General features: G+C 71.3%; 22 protein-coding genes. 13 read left to right on the forward strand and 9 right to left on the reverse strand.

Going from position 1 to position 16,400, the window contains the following annotated elements; translation table 11 throughout:
• The first annotated feature begins 14 nt into the window (after positions 1 to 14).
• Both AB0B45_RS38415 and AB0B45_RS38420 read left to right on the forward strand, forming a co-directional pair.
• Positions 15 to 1,103 (forward strand): ABC transporter ATP-binding protein, encoded by a 1,089-nt coding sequence (locus tag AB0B45_RS38415; protein WP_358141351.1) that lies wholly within the window; start codon positions 15 to 17, stop codon positions 1,101 to 1,103.
• 14 nt (positions 1,104 to 1,117) lie between these two features.
• Positions 1,118 to 1,585, forward strand: a complete 468-nt coding sequence (locus tag AB0B45_RS38420) for a hypothetical protein (protein ID WP_358141289.1) — start codon at positions 1,118 to 1,120, stop codon at positions 1,583 to 1,585.
• Here the strand turns inward: AB0B45_RS38420 and AB0B45_RS38425 are convergent.
• Positions 1,527 to 1,784, reverse strand: coding sequence for a hypothetical protein (locus AB0B45_RS38425; RefSeq protein WP_358141292.1), 258 nt, complete (start codon positions 1,782 to 1,784; stop codon positions 1,527 to 1,529). The genes AB0B45_RS38420 and AB0B45_RS38425 overlap by 59 nt on opposite strands.
• Positions 1,785 to 1,910: 126 nt before the next feature.
• Between AB0B45_RS38425 and AB0B45_RS38430 the strand changes: the two genes are divergently transcribed.
• The 3 genes from AB0B45_RS38430 (at position 1,911) to AB0B45_RS38440 (ending at position 3,319) form a co-directional block, all read left to right on the forward strand.
• Complete coding sequence (locus AB0B45_RS38430; protein ID WP_358141295.1) at positions 1,911 to 2,612, forward strand: RraA family protein; 702 nt, start codon at positions 1,911 to 1,913, stop codon at positions 2,610 to 2,612.
• A gap of 90 nt (positions 2,613 to 2,702) precedes the next feature.
• Positions 2,703 to 3,137, forward strand: coding sequence for a GNAT family N-acetyltransferase (locus tag AB0B45_RS38435; protein ID WP_358141298.1), 435 nt, complete (start codon positions 2,703 to 2,705; stop codon positions 3,135 to 3,137).
• Positions 3,134 to 3,319: a hypothetical protein gene (locus AB0B45_RS38440; protein ID WP_358141301.1), complete on the forward strand. Its 186-nt coding sequence runs from the start codon at positions 3,134 to 3,136 to the stop codon at positions 3,317 to 3,319. Before AB0B45_RS38435 ends, AB0B45_RS38440 begins: the two co-directional genes overlap by 4 nt.
• Positions 3,320 to 3,373: 54 nt before the next feature.
• Here AB0B45_RS38440 and AB0B45_RS38445 read toward each other — a convergent pair whose 3' ends face one another.
• Positions 3,374 to 3,811: a MerR family transcriptional regulator gene (locus AB0B45_RS38445; protein WP_358141304.1), complete on the reverse strand. Its 438-nt coding sequence runs from the start codon at positions 3,809 to 3,811 to the stop codon at positions 3,374 to 3,376.
• Positions 3,812 to 3,882: 71 nt separating this feature from the next.
• On the opposite strand from AB0B45_RS38445, the gene AB0B45_RS38450 reads away from it, so the two are divergent.
• Both AB0B45_RS38450 and AB0B45_RS38455 read left to right on the forward strand, forming a co-directional pair.
• Positions 3,883 to 4,503, forward strand: coding sequence for a class I SAM-dependent methyltransferase (locus tag AB0B45_RS38450; RefSeq protein WP_358141307.1), 621 nt, complete (start codon positions 3,883 to 3,885; stop codon positions 4,501 to 4,503).
• A gap of 340 nt (positions 4,504 to 4,843) precedes the next feature.
• Positions 4,844 to 6,373 carry an MFS transporter gene (locus AB0B45_RS38455; protein WP_358141310.1) on the forward strand — a complete coding sequence of 510 codons (1,530 nt, stop codon included), beginning with the start codon at positions 4,844 to 4,846 and terminating at the stop codon, positions 6,371 to 6,373.
• Here the strand turns inward: AB0B45_RS38455 and AB0B45_RS38460 are convergent.
• From AB0B45_RS38460 to AB0B45_RS38470, 3 genes are all read right to left on the reverse strand, one after another.
• Complete coding sequence (locus AB0B45_RS38460) at positions 6,331 to 6,846, reverse strand: GNAT family N-acetyltransferase (RefSeq protein WP_358141313.1); 516 nt, start codon at positions 6,844 to 6,846, stop codon at positions 6,331 to 6,333. The two genes, AB0B45_RS38455 and AB0B45_RS38460, sit on opposite strands and share 43 nt — an antisense overlap.
• Before the next feature lie 85 nt (positions 6,847 to 6,931).
• Positions 6,932 to 7,648: a phytanoyl-CoA dioxygenase family protein gene (locus tag AB0B45_RS38465; RefSeq protein WP_358141316.1), complete on the reverse strand. Its 717-nt coding sequence runs from the start codon at positions 7,646 to 7,648 to the stop codon at positions 6,932 to 6,934.
• A 41-nt stretch (positions 7,649 to 7,689) separates the two neighbouring features.
• The gene (locus tag AB0B45_RS38470; RefSeq protein WP_358141319.1) at positions 7,690 to 8,622 is read right to left on the reverse strand and encodes a radical SAM protein; all 933 of its coding nucleotides are present in this window, start codon (positions 8,620 to 8,622) and stop codon (positions 7,690 to 7,692) included.
• 190 nt (positions 8,623 to 8,812) lie between these two features.
• Here AB0B45_RS38470 and AB0B45_RS38475 point away from each other — a divergent pair, with 190 nt between their 5' ends.
• Both AB0B45_RS38475 and AB0B45_RS38480 read left to right on the forward strand, forming a co-directional pair.
• A complete protein-coding gene (locus AB0B45_RS38475) occupies positions 8,813 to 9,136 on the forward strand; it encodes a multidrug efflux SMR transporter (protein WP_358141322.1) in 324 nt (107 codons plus the stop codon).
• On the forward strand, positions 9,133 to 9,726 hold the full coding sequence (locus tag AB0B45_RS38480; RefSeq protein ID WP_358141325.1) for a TetR family transcriptional regulator: 594 nt from the start codon (positions 9,133 to 9,135) through the stop codon (positions 9,724 to 9,726). Before AB0B45_RS38475 ends, AB0B45_RS38480 begins: the two co-directional genes overlap by 4 nt.
• Positions 9,727 to 9,739: 13 nt before the next feature.
• Here AB0B45_RS38480 and AB0B45_RS38485 read toward each other — a convergent pair whose 3' ends face one another.
• Positions 9,740 to 10,873: an epoxide hydrolase family protein gene (locus AB0B45_RS38485; protein WP_358141328.1), complete on the reverse strand. Its 1,134-nt coding sequence runs from the start codon at positions 10,871 to 10,873 to the stop codon at positions 9,740 to 9,742.
• A gap of 64 nt (positions 10,874 to 10,937) precedes the next feature.
• Here AB0B45_RS38485 and AB0B45_RS38490 point away from each other — a divergent pair, with 64 nt between their 5' ends.
• Together AB0B45_RS38490 and AB0B45_RS38495 are read left to right on the forward strand one after the other, a co-directional pair.
• On the forward strand, positions 10,938 to 11,882 hold the full coding sequence (locus tag AB0B45_RS38490; RefSeq protein WP_358141331.1) for a WYL domain-containing protein: 945 nt from the start codon (positions 10,938 to 10,940) through the stop codon (positions 11,880 to 11,882).
• A gap of 14 nt (positions 11,883 to 11,896) precedes the next feature.
• Positions 11,897 to 13,066, forward strand: a complete 1,170-nt coding sequence (locus AB0B45_RS38495) for a winged helix DNA-binding domain-containing protein (protein ID WP_358141333.1) — start codon at positions 11,897 to 11,899, stop codon at positions 13,064 to 13,066.
• 57 nt (positions 13,067 to 13,123) lie between these two features.
• Here the strand turns inward: AB0B45_RS38495 and AB0B45_RS38500 are convergent, their stop codons facing one another.
• Positions 13,124 to 13,780, reverse strand: a complete 657-nt coding sequence (locus AB0B45_RS38500; RefSeq protein ID WP_358141336.1) for a response regulator transcription factor — start codon at positions 13,778 to 13,780, stop codon at positions 13,124 to 13,126.
• Positions 13,777 to 14,193 (reverse strand): ATP-binding protein, encoded by a 417-nt coding sequence (locus tag AB0B45_RS38505; RefSeq protein WP_358141339.1) that lies wholly within the window; start codon positions 14,191 to 14,193, stop codon positions 13,777 to 13,779. Before AB0B45_RS38505 ends, AB0B45_RS38500 begins: the two co-directional genes overlap by 4 nt.
• A gap of 171 nt (positions 14,194 to 14,364) precedes the next feature.
• Here AB0B45_RS38505 and AB0B45_RS38510 point away from each other — a divergent pair, with 171 nt between their 5' ends.
• Positions 14,365 to 14,811 carry a hypothetical protein gene (locus AB0B45_RS38510; RefSeq protein WP_358141354.1) on the forward strand — a complete coding sequence of 149 codons (447 nt, stop codon included), beginning with the start codon at positions 14,365 to 14,367 and terminating at the stop codon, positions 14,809 to 14,811.
• Positions 14,808 to 15,281, forward strand: a complete 474-nt coding sequence (locus AB0B45_RS38515) for a hypothetical protein (protein ID WP_358141342.1) — start codon at positions 14,808 to 14,810, stop codon at positions 15,279 to 15,281. The genes AB0B45_RS38510 and AB0B45_RS38515 overlap by 4 nt, the downstream gene beginning before the upstream one ends.
• 151 nt (positions 15,282 to 15,432) lie before the next feature.
• Here the strand turns inward: AB0B45_RS38515 and AB0B45_RS38520 are convergent, their stop codons facing one another.
• A complete protein-coding gene (locus AB0B45_RS38520; protein ID WP_358141345.1) occupies positions 15,433 to 15,996 on the reverse strand; it encodes an SDR family oxidoreductase in 564 nt (187 codons plus the stop codon).
• Between the last annotated feature and the right edge of the window lie 404 nt (positions 15,997 to 16,400).

The following is a 16,400-nucleotide window of genomic DNA, read 5'->3' on the forward strand; positions in this document are numbered from 1 at the left end:
TGTCGGCCTCGGCGATGCGCCGCGGCGACTTCACGGTGGGCGATCTGGCGCTGTTCACCAGCTACGTCGGCTGGCTGACGGCGCTGCCGCGCACGGTCGGGGTGATCCTCTACCGGCTTCCGCAGGCCGCCGTCGCCACCGAGCGGCTCAGCCGCCTGATGGCCGCGCACGAGGACGCGCGGGACCTGTCGCGCGACACCGGCGTCTGGTTCCACCGCGAACCGCCACGAGCCGACACCTCGCCAGAACGCGTCGAAGCGCTCGAAGTCGTCGAGGCGCGCGGGCTGACCGTGCGCCACGAGGAAGGCGGCCGCGGCGTCCACGGGGTCGACCTGACGGTCAGGCGCGGATCGTTCACGGTGATCACCGGCGCCGTCGGCTCGGGCAAGACGACACTGGTGCGCGCCCTGCTCGGCCTGGCGCCGGTCGAGGAGGGCACGATCTCCTGGAACGGCGTGCGCGTCGAGGACCCGGGGACCTTCATGGTGCCGGGCAGGGCGGCCTACGCGAGCCAGATCCCGCGCCTGTTCTCCGAGTCGCTGCGCGAGAACCTGCTTCTGGGCCGGCCCGACGACCATCTGGCCGGCGCGCTGAAGCTGGCGGCCTTCGACGAGGACCTGGCCGAGATGGCCGACGGCCTGGACACGGTCGTCGGCCCCCGGGGGGTGCGGCTGTCCGGCGGCCAGGTCCAGCGGGCGACCGCGGCCCGCGCGCTGGTGCGCTCGCCCGAGCTGCTCGTCGTCGACGACCTGTCGTCCGCGCTGGACGTCGAGACCGAGAAGCTGCTGTGGGACAGGATCGCCGACGCCGCCTACGACGGCAGCGGTCCCGCGACGCTGCTGGTGGTGTCACACAGGAAGGCGGCGCTGGAGCGGGCCGATCAGATCGTCGTGCTCGACCGCGGCAGGCTCGTCGGCAGCGGACGGCTCACCGAGTTGCTCGACGATTGCGCGGAGATGCGCCGGGTGTGGAGCGAGGAACTCGTCAACGAAGCCGAAGAAGACCCCGACGTGCGGTGTTCAGAATCGGGACGTCCGATGATCTCGGCGGCGGATCCGTCAAGCCTTGTGTTCCGGCGAACCCGCACCGATCATCCAAAATAAACGGGAGGAACTTCATGGTTCGCCGCAAGCTTGCGCAATGCGCTGTCACGGCCCTGGCCGCGACCACCCTCACCGCATTACCCGCCGTCGCCGCCACCGGATACACCCCCGAAGGGGTTTGCGGCAGCGGCTTCGGCCGGGTCACCGACGGCACCCGAGCCGTAGTGGACGACAACGGCACCGTCTTCGGCCACGTCTACCTGCTCTACAACGCGCGAACCGGAGAGAACTGCACCGTTACCATCAAGTCGAAGTATGTCGGGGAACCCACCTGGACCGGCGTGAACCTGATCCGCCAAGGCCTCGACAAGCCACAGGACGCCGGTTACTACAAGTACTACGCCGGGCCGGTCAAGGCGTACGGCAAGGGCAGGTGCGTCGCCTTCCAGGGCCTGGTCTCCGGGATGAGAGCCGGCGAAAAGTTCACCGCCAGCACCCCGGTGGGCCTCGGAGAGCGCAAGGCCTGGGGCAACTGCGCCTGACAAGCGTCGGAGCCTGGATCTTGCCGAGCCTGTGCCGCCATGGCGCGCCCGCGTCCAACAGGAACGGGTTGATCAGCTGCGCGGCGATGTCGATCGTACGGTCCACGATGCGTGCGGCCAGCTCGCGCATGCCGTCCTCGTCGAAGGGCCGGGAGCTCGCGGCGAAGGGGCGCTCGCCCTCGACGAGGTAGTCGATCACGGAGGCCCGGTCGGACCAGTCGGGCCCGGCGGCACCGTCCGCGAACAGCGCAAGGCGACCTGACGTTTCCTGGCGGATGCGGCGTCCGGCTTGCTACCGGCTACTCGACGCCCGAACCTTGACCTCATGGACGAGCGAGAACTCCAGAAGCGGTTCGCGACCCTGACCACCGCCCACCTCGCGGACGCGTGCATCCGCGCCGGGATCCCGGTGCGTTGCGTGTCACTGCAGGCCGTCGTGCCGGGCGGCCGACTGGCCGGGCGGGTCTGTCCCGCACGGCACGGCGGCAGCGTCGACGTCTTCCTCGAAGCCTTCCACGAGGCCGCGCCCGGCCAGGTGCTGGTCGTCGACAACGGAGGACGGCTGGACGAGGCCTGCGTCGGCGACCTCGTGGTGCTCGAGGCGCAGGCGGCAGGGTTGGAGGGGATCGTGATCTGGGGCCTGCATCGTGACAGCGCCGACATCAGGGCGATCGGGTTGCCTGTCTTCAGCCTGGGCGCGATCCCGACGGGACCGCAGCGCCTCGACGACCGTCCGCAGGACGCGCTGGCGAAGGTCACCGTGGGGGAGTGGACCCTGAGCCGCGAGGACCTGGTGCTCGGCGACGACGACGGCGTGCTGTTCGTGCCCGCCGGCCGCGCCGAAGAGCTGTTCACGCTCGCCGAGACGATCCGCGACGTCGAGCGCCGCCAGGCCGACCGCATCCGCGCCGGCGACAGCCTGCGCGCCCAGGTGGGCTTCGACGCCTTCCTGGCCCGGCGGCGGCAGACGCCCTCCCTGACCTTCCGCGAGCACCTGCGCTCCGTGGGCGGCGCCATCGAGGAGTGACTCAGCGGGGGTCACGGCTGACCCAGCCCAGCGCGGCCACCGGAACACGCCCGCAAGGCGCCGTGCCCGCGAACCCATAAGCTCGCTTGAGTGAACATCCGGCCCAGAACCCCCGGCGACCTGGCCGCCTGCGTCGAGGCGCTCGCCAAGGTCCAAGCCGCCGACCGCTATCCCGTGGACTGGCCGGACGACCCCGGCGGCTGGCTGACGCCGGACGATCTGACCGAGGCCTGGGTAGCGGTCGAGGCAGGCGCCGTACTCGGGCACGTTGGTCTGACCGGGGACGCGGAGGTCACCCGCCTGTTCGTCACCCCCGCGGTCCGTGGGCGCGGCCTGGCGGCCCGGCTCCTCGACACGGTCCGCGCCGCCGCGGGAACCCCACTCAAGCTGGAGGTCTCCTCTGAAGGCGGGGCCGCCATCGCGTTCTACGAACGTTCCGGCTGGCGCAGGGTCGGCAGCACCCGGGCCGACTGGCTCAACGCGGCCGGTGAGCCCGCCCTGCTTCACCACTACGTGAGCCCGTGAAGTGCGGGCTGACCGAGGAAGCGGCCGAAGCCTCGATATACCAGGCCTGCCAGCGGTTGCGGCTGCCGACCATCCGTAGTCAGTTCGTCGATCTGGCCGCCGCCGCGCCACGCGATCAGATGAGCTATCTCGGCTTCCTGGCCGAGTTGCTTACCTGGGACGAGCAGCAGCGATCATCGTAGCGGCGAGGAAGAGCCCCAGGCATGAGACTGAGGCTGCCTATCTCGACGGCAAGGTCAGTGCGAATGGATCTCTTCGTGAGCCTCTTGGAGAGAAGAGCCCGCCAGGAGCGCCGCGACCCCGCCGGCGAAGTTGGAGCACTCGAAGATGTCCTTGTGCGGGCAGGCCAAGCCATGGGCGATCGCGGTGCGTGCCACCCGAGCCTGGACAATCCGTTGATCCAGCTCGGTGAGCTTACGTTGGTACAGCTCGCGCCAGCTGTCGCCGGCCGGCGAACGAGACGCGATGAACGCTTTGACCTCCCGCAGCGTGAAGCCGACATCTCGCAGCAACACGACCACACCGACCAGCCCAACCGCCGAGGGCGGATAACGCCGTTGGCCTGAGACCCGGGCCGGCGCCGGTAGGAGGCCGAGCTCCTCCCAGTAGCGCAGAGCGGAGGTGGCGACACCCGTGCGGCTCGCCAACTCACCGATCGTCAACTGCTCACTCATTTGACTTCAAGCATACTTGAAGCCGTTGACTGGCGATCATGCAGACAGCAGGTACGTCTCTCAAGCAACGTGTGATCAGATACTTGGTGGGCCAGGCCCATCACCCCCGGGGCATCGTCGGGTGGGCGAACGGCTGGATGTTCGCTCATCGCCCCTCCAACCGGCAGCGCAACATCTGGGCGGTGTTATTGCTGGACGTTCAGCCCACCGACCGGGTGCTCGAGATCGGTTTCGGTCCCGGCGTCGCCATCGCCGAGTTCGCCGGCCGCGCCACCCGGGGACACGTCTTCGGCATCGACCACTCGCAGGCCATGGTCCGGCAGGCCGCCCGTCGCAACGCCGCCGCCGTCCGCGCCCACCGCGTGCACCTCACGCACGCCTCCGTGGAGCAGTTGCCGAGCTTCGGCGATCCGCTCGATGCCATCCTCGCCGTCAACTCCGTGGGGTTCTGGCCCGACCCGGTGGAGCGGCTTCGCGAGCTGCGCCGCCTGCTCCGCCCCGCAGGACGCATCGCGCTCGTCAGCCAGCCCCGCTGCCCCGGCGCCACCCGGGACACCACGGCCCGAGCCGCCCAAGAACTCCAGGACATGCTCACCCAGGCCGGCTTCACCCATCTCCGGGTCGAGACCCTCGAGCTCGACCCGCCCGTCGCCTGTGTGCTTGCCAACAATCCGACCCGCATGCCGTCATGACTGCAGACAACACGCAAAAGCCGGCCCGGCCGAACATCTGGCGTTTGATCATCTTGATCCGGTTGATGTGACCTTCTACCGGGCCGGAGCTCCAGGGCAGGGTGAGACCGGCGGTGTCGGCGTCGAGATCCCTCTCCAAGCCGCCGGCATGGGGCGCAGGTAGTCGCTGAGTGCGGCGTAGCTGCCGCGGTAGCCGAGCGCGGTGATCTCTTTCAGCAGGCGGGTGGCGTTGCGCTCGCCTTACACGCCGCCGTGAACCACCCCCGGCCGGCCCCCCAGGAACAATGCGGACAGTTCGGCGTGTCTTGACAATTTAATTTGTCGGTGGGACGGTGAGCTCATGAACCGCCAATGGATCGGCCTTGCCATACTCGCCTCCGTCGCCCTGCTGCTGTCGCTCGACGTCAGCGTCCTCTATCTCGCCCTGCCCCAGCTCAGCGCCGAACTCGACGCCGACGCCGCCCAGCAGCTGTGGATCATGGACGTCTACTCGTTCATGCTGGCCGGCTTCCTGGTCACCATGGGCACCCTCGGCGACAGGATCGGCCGCCGCAAACTCCTCATGATCGGCGCCGCCGCCTTCGGAGCCGCCTCCGTGCTGGCCGCCTACTCCACCAGCGCCGAGATGCTCATCCTCACCCGCGCCCTGCTCGGGGTCGCCGGCGCCACCCTCATGCCCTCCACCATGGCGTTGCTGCGCACCATGTTCCCCGACCCCAAGCAGATGAGCGCCGCCATCGGCCTGTGGTTCTCCTGCTTCATGGCAGGCCTGGCGCTCGGCCCGCTGGTCGGCGGCCTGCTACTGCAGCACTTCTGGTGGGGCTCGGCGTTCCTGCTCGGCGTGCCGTTCATGGCGCTGCTGCTGGTCGCAGGCCCGCTGGTGCTGCCCGAATACCGCGCCCCGAACGCCGGCCGCCTCGACCCGGCCAGCGTCGCGCTGTCGCTGGCCGCCATCCTGCCGCTCATCTGGGGCCTGAAGGAGGTCGCCAGGAACGGCTGGCACACCGCCCCCGCGCTCGCCGTCGCGGCCGGGCTCGCCTTCGGCGTCATCTTCGTCCGCCGCCAGCGCCACCTGCCTCACCCGCTGCTGGACCTGGGCCTGTTCGGCAACCGCGTCTTCACCGTCACCATGACGATCATGACGGTCGGCGGCGTCGTCATGGCGGGCACCACCCTGCTGTCGACCCTGTACCTGCAACTGGTGGCCGGCCTGTCACCCCTGGAGGCGGGCCTGTGGCTGATCCCGCAGAACATCGCCATGATCGCCAGCCTGTCGCTGGCGCCGCTGGTCGCCCGCAGGATCCGCCCCGCCTACGTCATCGCCACCGGCCTGCTGGTCGGCACCGCGGGCTTCCTGCTGCACACCCAGGCCGACGCGGTCGGCGGCCTGCCGCTGGTCGTGGCGGGGCTGGTGCTGGCCTCGGCAGGCATCGCGATGCCGATGGGCGTCGGCAACGGCCTGGTGATGTCGGCCGCCCCGCAGGAGAAGGCGGGCTCGGCCGCGGCCGTCACCGAGACCGGCGGCGAGTTCGGCATCGCGCTCGGCCTGGCCGCCCTCGGGTCCCTGGCCACCGCCGTCTACCGCGCTCAGCTGCCCGACGGTTTCCCCGAGGCGGCCAGAGAGGGCATCGCCGTCGCCGCGCACCTGTTGGCCGAGGCCCCCGCCCGCCTCGCCGTCGCGGCCGAGGCCTTCACCACCGGCCTGAACACCGCCGCGTGGGTGTGCGCGGCCCTGTTCGCGGCGCTGGCCGCGCTGGCCGTCCTCACCCTGCGCGCCGTACGGCTGGAGCAGGCCCCCGCACCCGAGGAGGCCCCGGCCGAGGGCCCTCAGCCGGCCGTGCCGGCCGAGACCCTGCGCTCGAGCACCTGACCGGGCCACTCACCCACCTTGAACTCCTCCGTGCGCCGGAAACCGCAGCTTTCGTAGTAGCGCACCAACCGCCCGTCGTCACCGGCGTAGCAGTCCACCCGCACCAGGTCCACACCCTGCTCGGCGGCCTCGCTCACCGCCCGCTCCAGCAGCGCCCTGCCCACCGCGCGTCCGTGGAAGCGCTGGTCGATGACCAGCCCCTGGACGTACACCTCGGGTTCGGGCGCTGCGGCCACGTAGGCGACCGGCTCGCCGAGCGTCATGCACCCGGCGGGCTCGCCGTCGATCTCGGCGATGCGCATCCCCTTGCCGTCGGCCCAGCCGTTGACCATCTCCACGCGTTTGGCACTGGCGGAGAACGGCTCGCTGCCCCACTGCCCGGTCCTGCCCTGCGACACCAGCCACTCGATCGCGCTGTCGAACATCGCGATCACCGCCGCGACGTCACCCGGTTCACCTTGACGAATTATCATCCCGGAATCCTACGGCGGGCCTTCAGGCCTTCGACGTCAGGCCCCTTCGAGGCGGTGCCACCTCCTGAGTGCCCGGAAGGTGACCTCACCCCTGGACGGCGCGGGCCAGCGGCGTGCCCGCCGCGGGGTCCAGCGGCGCCGACAGGAAGATCGGCGTCTGGGCCATGAACCGCGGCCTGCTGCCCAGGTGCTCCTGGGCGGCGTGCACGGTCAGCGGATGCACCAGATACACCTCGCCCGGCAGCCCCGTGGCGTAGGCCAGGGGCCGTTCGGCGCTGGCGGCCTCCACCAACTGGCTGGCCGGCACGTGCTCGTGGACGCCTTCGCCGAGCGCGGCGGCCGCGTCACGCTGGGAGCCGGCCCTGATCCTGGTCGGCGCGTCGTCGGGACCCACCTCCGAGAACAGGATCAGCGCCAGCAGCGTGGCAGGACGCCCGCTGACCGCCCAGGAGCCGTCCTCACGCATGACGTTCAGGTCGATGTGCCAGCCCCTGTCGTCAGCCGGCGGCAGGTTCGGAAACCGGATCGGGATGTTGCCGCAGCTGCCGCTCGGCGCCCACCCGCCTTGCCCGCACAGCTCATCCAGCGCCTCGGCCAGCACGGGCGAGCCGATGATCTGCCCGAACGGGCCCCGGCCCGTCAGGTCGGCGGCCCACACGACAGGCTCGCGCCAGGTCGACGGGTCGTCGGGTGAGAGCCCGATCTGCTTCCACAGCAGCTCCTGGGCGGCCAGGCCCACCTGCGGCGAGGCCGCCTGAACCTTGACGAAACCCTGGTCGACGAACTCCTCGATCCACTTCATGGCCGCCACGCTAGCAACCATGGTCAATCGATTTTCCCGCCTCACACCAGGGCGAGCTGGTCGGCCTGCGGCGGCCTGCCGGCCGGAGCCGGCGCGGGGCCGCACCGCATGCCGTAGGAGCGGGCCAGCTGCGCGATCTGCCCGGTGATGCGCTCCTCGTAGCCCGGCGAGGGCATCCCCGCCTTGTCATACAGCTCCGCGTAGCGCTCCACCAGCGCGGGATGGGCCTGCTCCAGCCACGACAGGTACCACTGGCGCGTGCCGTATGGCAGGCGCAACACCACCGGCCGCACCCCCTCAGCCCCCGCCGAGGCGATGCGCCGCACGGTGGCGGCCAGCTGGTCGGCCGCGTCACTCAGCAGCGGCAGCACCGGCGACATCAGCACCTGGCAGTCCACCTCCGCCTCGCACAACGCCGCCACCAGCTCCAGGCGCCGCTGCGCGGTCGGCGCGCCGGGCTCGACCGCCCGGCGGATCTTCTCATCCACGAACGCGATCGACACCGCCACCCGCGCCCCCGCGGCCGCCAGGAGCTCGGCGTCGCGCAGCACCAGCGGGCTCTTGGTGTAGACGGTGAAGGGCACGCCCGCCTCCGCCAGCGCCGCGACCAGCGCGGGCATCAGCCGGTAGGTGGCCTCGGCCTCCTGGTAGCAGTCGCCCGCCACGCCGATCGCGACCGGCTCGCCCTGCCACCTGGCCAGCTCGGCCCGCAACCGCACGGCGGCGTTGGCCTTGACCACGATCCTGGTGTCGAAGTCGCGCCCGGAGTCCAGGCCGAGCGAACCGTGGCCGCGCCTGGCCACGCAGCCGCGGCACGCGTGGGCGCACCCCCGGTAGGGGCTGAGCGCCCACCGCTCGGCGACGGCCGAGGCAGGGGGCACCTTTTCGATCATCGTTCGGGCCTGCGTCTCGTAGAACCCGCCGCGCACGACGGCACGCCGCTCTATCGCGGGGCGCTCGTCTGCGACGTCCACGAGCGGAAGCGCGTCCCATGCCACAGCACCCATAGAACACGCATTCGACACCGGTTTCAAGCAGAACGGCACCAGAGCGCGCGGCGGCCTGGGGACGCCCCCGCGCGCCCCCAGGCCGCCCACTGGCCGTCGCGGCAGGCCAACCCCTAAACTGGTACGGTCGTCCCAATTTTTGCTGGAAGGTTCGCTCATGGCCTGGCTGCTGCTCTTCGGCGCGATCGCGACAGAGGTCGTGGCGACCTCCGCACTCAAACTCAGCAACGGCTTCAGCCACCTCGGCTGGAGCGTCGTCGTGGCCGTCGGATACATCGCCTCCTTCGTCCTGCTGGCCCAGGTGCTGAAGATGCACATGGACGTCGGCACCGCCTACGCCGTCTGGTCGGGCGTCGGCACGGCCGCCATCGCGCTCATCGGCGCCCTGTTCCTCGGCGAGAGCCTCACCCTGGTCAAACTCGCCGGGATCCTGCTCATCATCGGCGGGGTGGTCGTGCTCAACCTGGCCGGTGGCCATTGACCGGCCGGGCGGGCCGGCCCGCCGTACCGCAGGAAGAACCACAACCGCCGCAGCCCGCCCAGCCGCAGCAGAGCCGCGCCCGCAGACGCAGGGCGGCGCTGCTGGCGGCGGCCGTCGACCTGCTCACCGAGGGCGGGTTCGCCGCGGTCACCCACCGCGCCGTCGCCCAGCGCGCCGCCCTGCCGCTGGCGGCCACCACCTACTACTTCACCTCCCGCGACCAGCTGCTGGCCGAGGCCTTCGGCCAGCTCGTCGACTCCGAACTGGCCACCACCCGCCACTGGGTCGCCGCCCACGGCCTGCGCGCGATCCTGGAGGAGGTCGTCGAAGCCGACCGCATGCGGCAGCTGGCCCTGTGGGAGCTGTACGTGCACGCCGGCCGCGACCCCGTCCTGCAGCAGATCGCCCGCCGCTGGACCGACGGCTGCGTCGCCGTCATCGCCGACGCCCTCGAGCTGCCCGCAGCCGACCCCCGGGTCCGGCTGCTCTACACCACCGTCTCGGCGCTGTGGCTGGAGCACGTGGTCGAGCAGCGGCCCGCCGGCGACGCCCGCGCCCTGCTCGACCTCGCACTCCAAGCCGTCAGCTAGAACCGCCGCCCCGTCAGCGGTAGCCGCGCAGCGCCTCGCGCAGATCGCCCACCAGCAGATCGGGCACCTCCAGCGCGGGGAAGTGGCCGCCGCGCTCGAAGGCGGTCCAGCGCACGATCAGGTTGTCGCGCTCGGCCAGGCGCCGCACGGGCACGAAGATGTCGTGGGGGAAGAGCGCCATCGCCGTCGGCACCGGCGAGGCGGCCTCTGCCTCGCCCCACGTCTCGGCGCCCTCCTTGTAGTAGCGGGCCGAGGAGCCCGCCGTGGCGGTGAGCCAGTACAGCATGACGTTGGTCAGCAGCCTGTCCCTGCCGACGGCACTGCCCGGGTCGGTCCACTCCTTGAACCCGTCGGCGATCCACGCCAGCTGGGCCACCGGCGAGTCGGTCAGCCCGTAGGCGATCAGCTGCGGCCTGGTGCTCTGGATGGCCGCATAGCCGCCCAGCTCGTACTCGAACCGGTAGCCCGCCTCCACGCTGCGCTTTTCCTCCTCCACGGAGAAGTCGGCGTCCTCGGCCGTCGCGCTCGCCGAATACAGCGACGTCAGATGCAGCGCCACCACGTGCTCGGGGTCGGCCAGGCCCAGTGCGCGCGAGACGAGCGCGCCGGTGTCGCCGCCGTGCGCGGCATACCGCCGGTAGCCCAGGCGGTCCATCAGCCGCGCCCACGCCGCGGCCACCCGCGCCACCGACCAGCCCGCCTCCCGGGTGGGCCCCGACAGGCCGAAGCCCGGGATCGACGGGATCACCACGTGGAAGGCGTCGCGAGGGTCGCCGCCATGCGCCCGCGGATCGGTCAGCGGGCCGACCAGGTCCAGGAACTCCACGATCGAGCTCGGCCAGCCGTGGGTCAGCAGCAGCGGCAGCGCGTCCGGCTCGGGCGAGCGCACGTGCACGAAATGCACCTGATGGCCGTCCAGCTCGGTGACGAACTGCGGGAAGGAGTTCAGCCAGGCCTCCTGGGCGCGCCAGTCGTAGCCGGTGCGCCAGTAGCCGGCCAGCTCGCGCAGCTGCTCGACGGGGATGCCGTGACTCCAGCCCACGCCGGGCACCTGCTCGGGCCAGCGCGTGCGCTCCAGCCGCCGGTCCAGGTCGTCCAGGTCGGCCTGCGGAATGTTCACCACGAAAGGTGTGATCGTTTCGGTCATGACGGCCACGCTGCCAGGGCTGTAGGACAGCTTCCGTCCTACACCGCTGGCAGACTTCGCCGATGTGAGACGAACCTCGGCCCGGCTGCTGCGGCTGCTGGCGTTGCTGCAGACCCGACAGGAGTGGTCCGGCACCGAACTGGCCGACCGGCTCCAGGTCAGCACCCGCACCGTCCGCCGCGACATCGACAGGCTGCGCGAGCTGGACTACCCGGTCCACGCGGCCATGGGCGCGGCCGGCGGCTACCGGCTCGGGCCGGGCACCAAGCTGCCGCCGCTGCTGCTGGAGGACGACGAAGCGGTCGCCGTGGCCGTCGGGCTGCGCGCCGCGGCCGCCTGGCCGATCACCGGCGTCGCCGAGACGTGCGTGCGCGCGCTGGCCAAGCTCGAGCAGGTACTGCCCTCCAGGCTGCGCCACCAGGTCAGCGCGATCAGCGCGGCCACCGACACCATGCCGACGCTCGCCCCCGCCGTCGAGCCCGCGACCCTGACCGCGATCGCCGCCGCCGTCCGCGACCGGCACCGGCTGCGCTTCGACTACGGCACGGGCGTGCGCGAGGTCGAGCCGTACCGGCTCATCACCGGCGGCCGCCGCTGGTACCTGTTCGCCTGGGACGGCGCGCGAGCCGACTGGCGGACCTTCCGCGTCGACAAGCTCACCCTGCGCCATCCTCGCGGGCCCCGCTTCACGCCCCGCCCGCTGCCGGCCGACGACCTCGCCGCCTACCTGGCCGCCACGATGACCACCTCACGTCACCGCTACCAGGCCGTCCTGACCATGTACGGCTCGGCGGCCCAGCTCGCCGACGAGGTGCCGCCCACCCTGGGCAGCATCGAACCCATCGACGAGCGCACCTGCACCCTGCGGATCGGCTCCGACGACCTGGACCACCTGGCCGTGTGGGTGACCACCTTCGGGTTCGACTTCGACGTCCACCATCCGCCCGAGCTCCTCGACCGCCTGCGCGTGCTGTCGGCCCGGCTCGAGCGCGCCACCCGCCGGCCCTGACAGGAAGAACCCCTGTGCACACCCTCACCCGCAGAAGCCTCAACCGCGCCACGCTGGAGCGGCAGCTGCTGCTGCGCCGTAGCGACCTGCCCGCCCTGGACGTCGTCCACCATCTGATGGGACTGCAGGCCCAGGACCCCGACCCGCCCTACATCGGCCTGTGGTCCCGCATCGAGGGCTTCGGCCTCGGCCATCTCACCGAGCTGCTGCACCGGCGGGCCGTCGTGCGCGCCACCTTGCTGCGCGGCACCCAGCACCTGGTCACCGCCGAGGACTACCTGTGGCTGCGCCCCCTGCTGCAACCGATGCTGACGCGCTGGCAGAAGGCCGCCTTCGGCAGGGCCACCCACGGCGTCGACCCGGCCGACCTGGCCGCCGCCGCCCACACCCTCCTGCTCCAGCCTCCCGCCGAGCCTCCCGCCGAGCCTCCCGCCCAGTCCGTCACCCAGTCTGTCGCTGAGTCCGCCACCCGGGCGGTCGCCTGGCCGGTCACCCGCTCCGAGCTCGGCAGGGCACTGGCCGAGCGCTGGCCCGGCCGCGATCCCGTCGCGCTCGCCCGCTCGGTCCAGGGACTGCTGCCCGTCCTGCACCCGCCGCCCGACGGCACGTGGGGACGGCGCGGCGCCACCCCCTTCGCCCTGGCCGGCCAGTGGCTCGGCAAGCCCCTGGCCTCCCAGCCCCGCCCCCAGGACCTGGTGCTGCGCTATCTGGCCGCCTTCGGCCCGGCCACCGTCAAGGACGTCCAGGCCTGGAGCGGCATGACCCGCCTGCGCGAAGTCGTCGAAGCGCTCCGCCCCCGGCTGGAGGTCTTCCGCGGCGAGGACGGCGCCGAGCTGTTCGACCTTCCCGACGCCCCGCGCCCCGGCCCCGACGTGCCCGCGCCCGCACGCCTGCTGGCCGCGCTGGACAACGTCGTGCTCGGCCACGCCGACCGCACCCGCCTCATGACCGACGAGCAACGCCCGCACCTCATCGTGCACGCCGCGCTCACCGTCGACGGGTTCGTCCATGGCCTGTGGGCCATCAAACGCGACAACAAGGGCACGGCCCGCCTGGAGATCAGACTGTTCGGGCCGCTTACCGGCGAGCAGGAGGCCGAGGTGTGCCAGGAAGGCGAGCGCCTGCTGCGCCTGGCGGCCGCCGACGCCGACCCGCACGACATCCGCCTGCTGCCTTTTGGTTGATCAGGTGGCGGGTCACGGCGGGGGAGAGGCCGGCACGTGCTGACCGGGGCCGTCCTGTCACCGAAATGGTGAGACCAGGCCCGCCTCGTAGGCGATGATGACGAGCTGGATACGGTCGCGGGCATCGAGCTTGGTGAGCAGGCTCGCCACGTGGGCCTTGGCGGTGCCCGTGCTGATGTGCAGCCGCGCCGCGATCTCACCGTTGGACATCCCGCGCCCGACCAGGGTCAGCACCTCACGCTCCCGCCCGGTGACGCCCCCGAGCTCGCGCCGCGCCGGGGCGGGCTCGGGCCGGCCGGCGAACTCCTCGATCAGGCGGCGGGTCACACTCGGCGCGATCAGGGCGTCACCGGCGGCCACCACGTGGACGGCCGTGAGGATGTCCTCCAGCGCCATGTCCTTGACCAGGAATCCACTCGCCCTGGCGCGAAGAGAGGCATTGACGTTCTCGTCGTCGTCGAAGGTGGTCAGGATGACGACGCGGGCCGCGGGGGAGTCAGCGGTGATCATCTGGGTCGCCTCGATGCCGTCCATGCCGGGCATGCGGATGTCCATCAGCACCACGTCGGGACGCAGCTGCCTGGCCAACTGGATCGCCTGCGCTCCGGTTCCGGCCTCGCCGACGACATCGACGTCCGGGGTGCCGGCGATGACCATGCGCAACCCGGCCCGTATCAGCGGCTGATCGTCGGCCAGGACGACACGGATCGTCACCGCGCCGCCGATCCGACGGGCGGGACCGGCAGCCGCGCGGCGACCCGGAAGCCACCTTCGGGCCGCGGGCCTGCGCTGAAGTGGCCGTTCAGCAGGGCCACCCGCTCCCGCATGCCGGCGATGCCGTACCCGGCCCCCTCGACGACCTCCACGACGCCACCGCAGTCGTCGACGACCTCGATGCGCAGTTCCTCACCGAGGTAGTCGATCGAGACCCGGCAGCGGCTGGTGCCCGCATGGCGCACCACGTTGGTCACCGCCTCCTGGATGATGCGGAACGCGGACCGATCGATGGCGGTGGGCAGCGGGCACTGCTGCCCCCGCCGCCGCACGTCCACGCCGACACCGGCGGCCGTCGTCGACGCGGCCAGCCGATCGATGTCGGCCAGCCCCGCGAACGGGGCCGATTCCACCGGCTCCGACTCGACCTGGCGCAGTCCTGAACGAGCCCACCGCCGGCAGCATCCGCCGTACCCGCCCCATCCGCCTCCACTGTTTCGGCAACCCCGCGCGCGTCCGGCGTCCACCTCGAACTGCCCCGGCCGACAGGCCCCCACGAGGTCGGCCGCGACACACTGCACCTCATCGACAAAAACCGCAAGGACCCCTGGGTGCCGGAGGCGGGCGCACGACAGCTGATGGTGTCGATGTACTACCCCGCCCGGCGCACAACCGGCCGACCCGCCCCCTACATGACCACCGAGGAAGCAAGGTCGCTGCTGCAAAGAAAAGCTCCCGGCGCCGACATCCCGGCCGAGACGATCAGCGGCACCCGCACCCACGCGCACACCGACGCCCGCCCGGCAGGCGGCCGCTTCCCCCTCGTGATGCTCTCGCCCGGCCTCGGGCTGCCGCGCGCCAGCCTCACCTTCCTCGCCGAGGACCTGGCCAGCCGCGGCTACGTCGTCGCGCTGGTCGACCACACCTACGAGTCCTCCGGCACAACCTTCCCCGACGGAGCACACCCACCTGTGCCCCCCTCTGCGACAAGCCCAGGCCCCCCGAGGGCGGGCAGAAGACCATCGCCATGAGCCGGAGCAAGGACATCTCCTTCGTGATCGATCAATTGACCGATCGCCATCCGGCATGGAAGCACTCCCGCCTGATCGCCTCCCAACGGATCGGCATGGCCGGGCACTCACTCGGCGGCAACGCCAGCGCGGCGACCATGGCCGCCGACAAGCGAGTGCGGGCAGGAGCGAACCTGGACGGCACCTTCTTCGCCCCGGTTCCCGCCAACGGCCTCGGCAGCCGCCCCTTCCTCATCCTCGGCACCGAATCCGACCACATCCCAGGCAAAGATCACACCTGGGATCGCGACTGGGCGAACCTGGACGGCTGGAAGCGCTGGCTGACCGTACCCACACCTCACACACCAGCTTCAACGACCTGTCCCTCGCCTACAAGCTGCTGGGCAAGTCCGCACCCGACGAGCTCTCCCCGCAGCGCTCGCTGGAGATCACCCGCGCCTACGTCGGCGCCTTCTTCGACCTTCAGCTGAAGGGCAGCAAGCAACCACTGTTCGACGGCCCCTCATCGGCCAACCCGGAGGTCACCTTCCAGAACCCCTGACCTCACCAAACCGGCCAGGACTGATCGCCGCCGGGGCGGGCCGCCCCTGTCGGCCCACCCGCCACCCCCGGTGGCCTTCATCAGCGTGAAAACATGCTCCCCGTCGAACAGACCGGGAACCGGTAACCGATCCAGCCACCGATAGCGTGGCCTCGCGCACTCCGGCAGCCCGGCCACCACGCGGATCCCGCCATGTCCAGAACGCGAGCTTCGGCTGCAACTCCCATAGCAGTGAGCTGCGAGCACGACCGAGTCCCCGTCCGCTCGCGGCCGGCCGGGCGGCAAGTGGACTGGGACGGCTCGCCGTCAGATGGTGTACCCGCCGTCCACGGCGAGGCGGTGCCGGTGACATAGCGGCCGCCGGGACCCGCCAGATAGGCCACCGCGGCGGCGATGTCCTCGGCTTCGCCGCAACGTCCCAGGGCGGTGAGGGAGCGCTGGAAATCGGCGGTTTCGCCGCCGGCCGGGTTCATGTCGGTGTCGATCGGGCCCGGGTCCACGATGGTGGCGGTGATCCCGAGCGGCCCCAACTCCCGGGCGAGTCCCTTGGTCAGCCCGACGAGCGAGGATTTGGCCATCGTCTGCAAGACGAAGTCCGAGCCGGGAACGCGCCCGTTGAAGCACGGCGCCGAGTACCTGTTCAAGACTGCCTCCGCCGAACTGGACCCGCACGGCGAGGGCTGGACGCCGCACCAGTTGCGCCACTGAGCGAACACGCAGAACCGGCAGCCGGTGCAGCAGACTTGGTGAAGTCGATGTTCCGTGTGACCGGCGGACAACAGCCTCAGGCTGTCCTCATCGAACAACGAGCCCTGAGCAGCCGTGGCCGCGCGAGGGCACCCCGGCCCCGCACACCCAGGCCGAGGGGTTCTCGCTGGCGGAACGGCTGCCGATCAACCCGGACTACGCGCTGCGCGGCTCCTGCTCAGGTAGCCCCTTGTCCTCGCAGGCTTTCAGAGTGCGTTACGCGAGCTGATGTCCCTTTCGTCGTTGCGGTTGGATTAGGTCTACTGGTCGGCGATCCACCGTTCGGTCTACGGGCGCGGCT

This window comes from Nonomuraea sp. NPDC049152 (genome assembly GCF_040648355.1).
In the GTDB taxonomy this organism is placed as follows: Bacteria; Actinomycetota; Actinomycetes; order Streptosporangiales; family Streptosporangiaceae; genus Nonomuraea.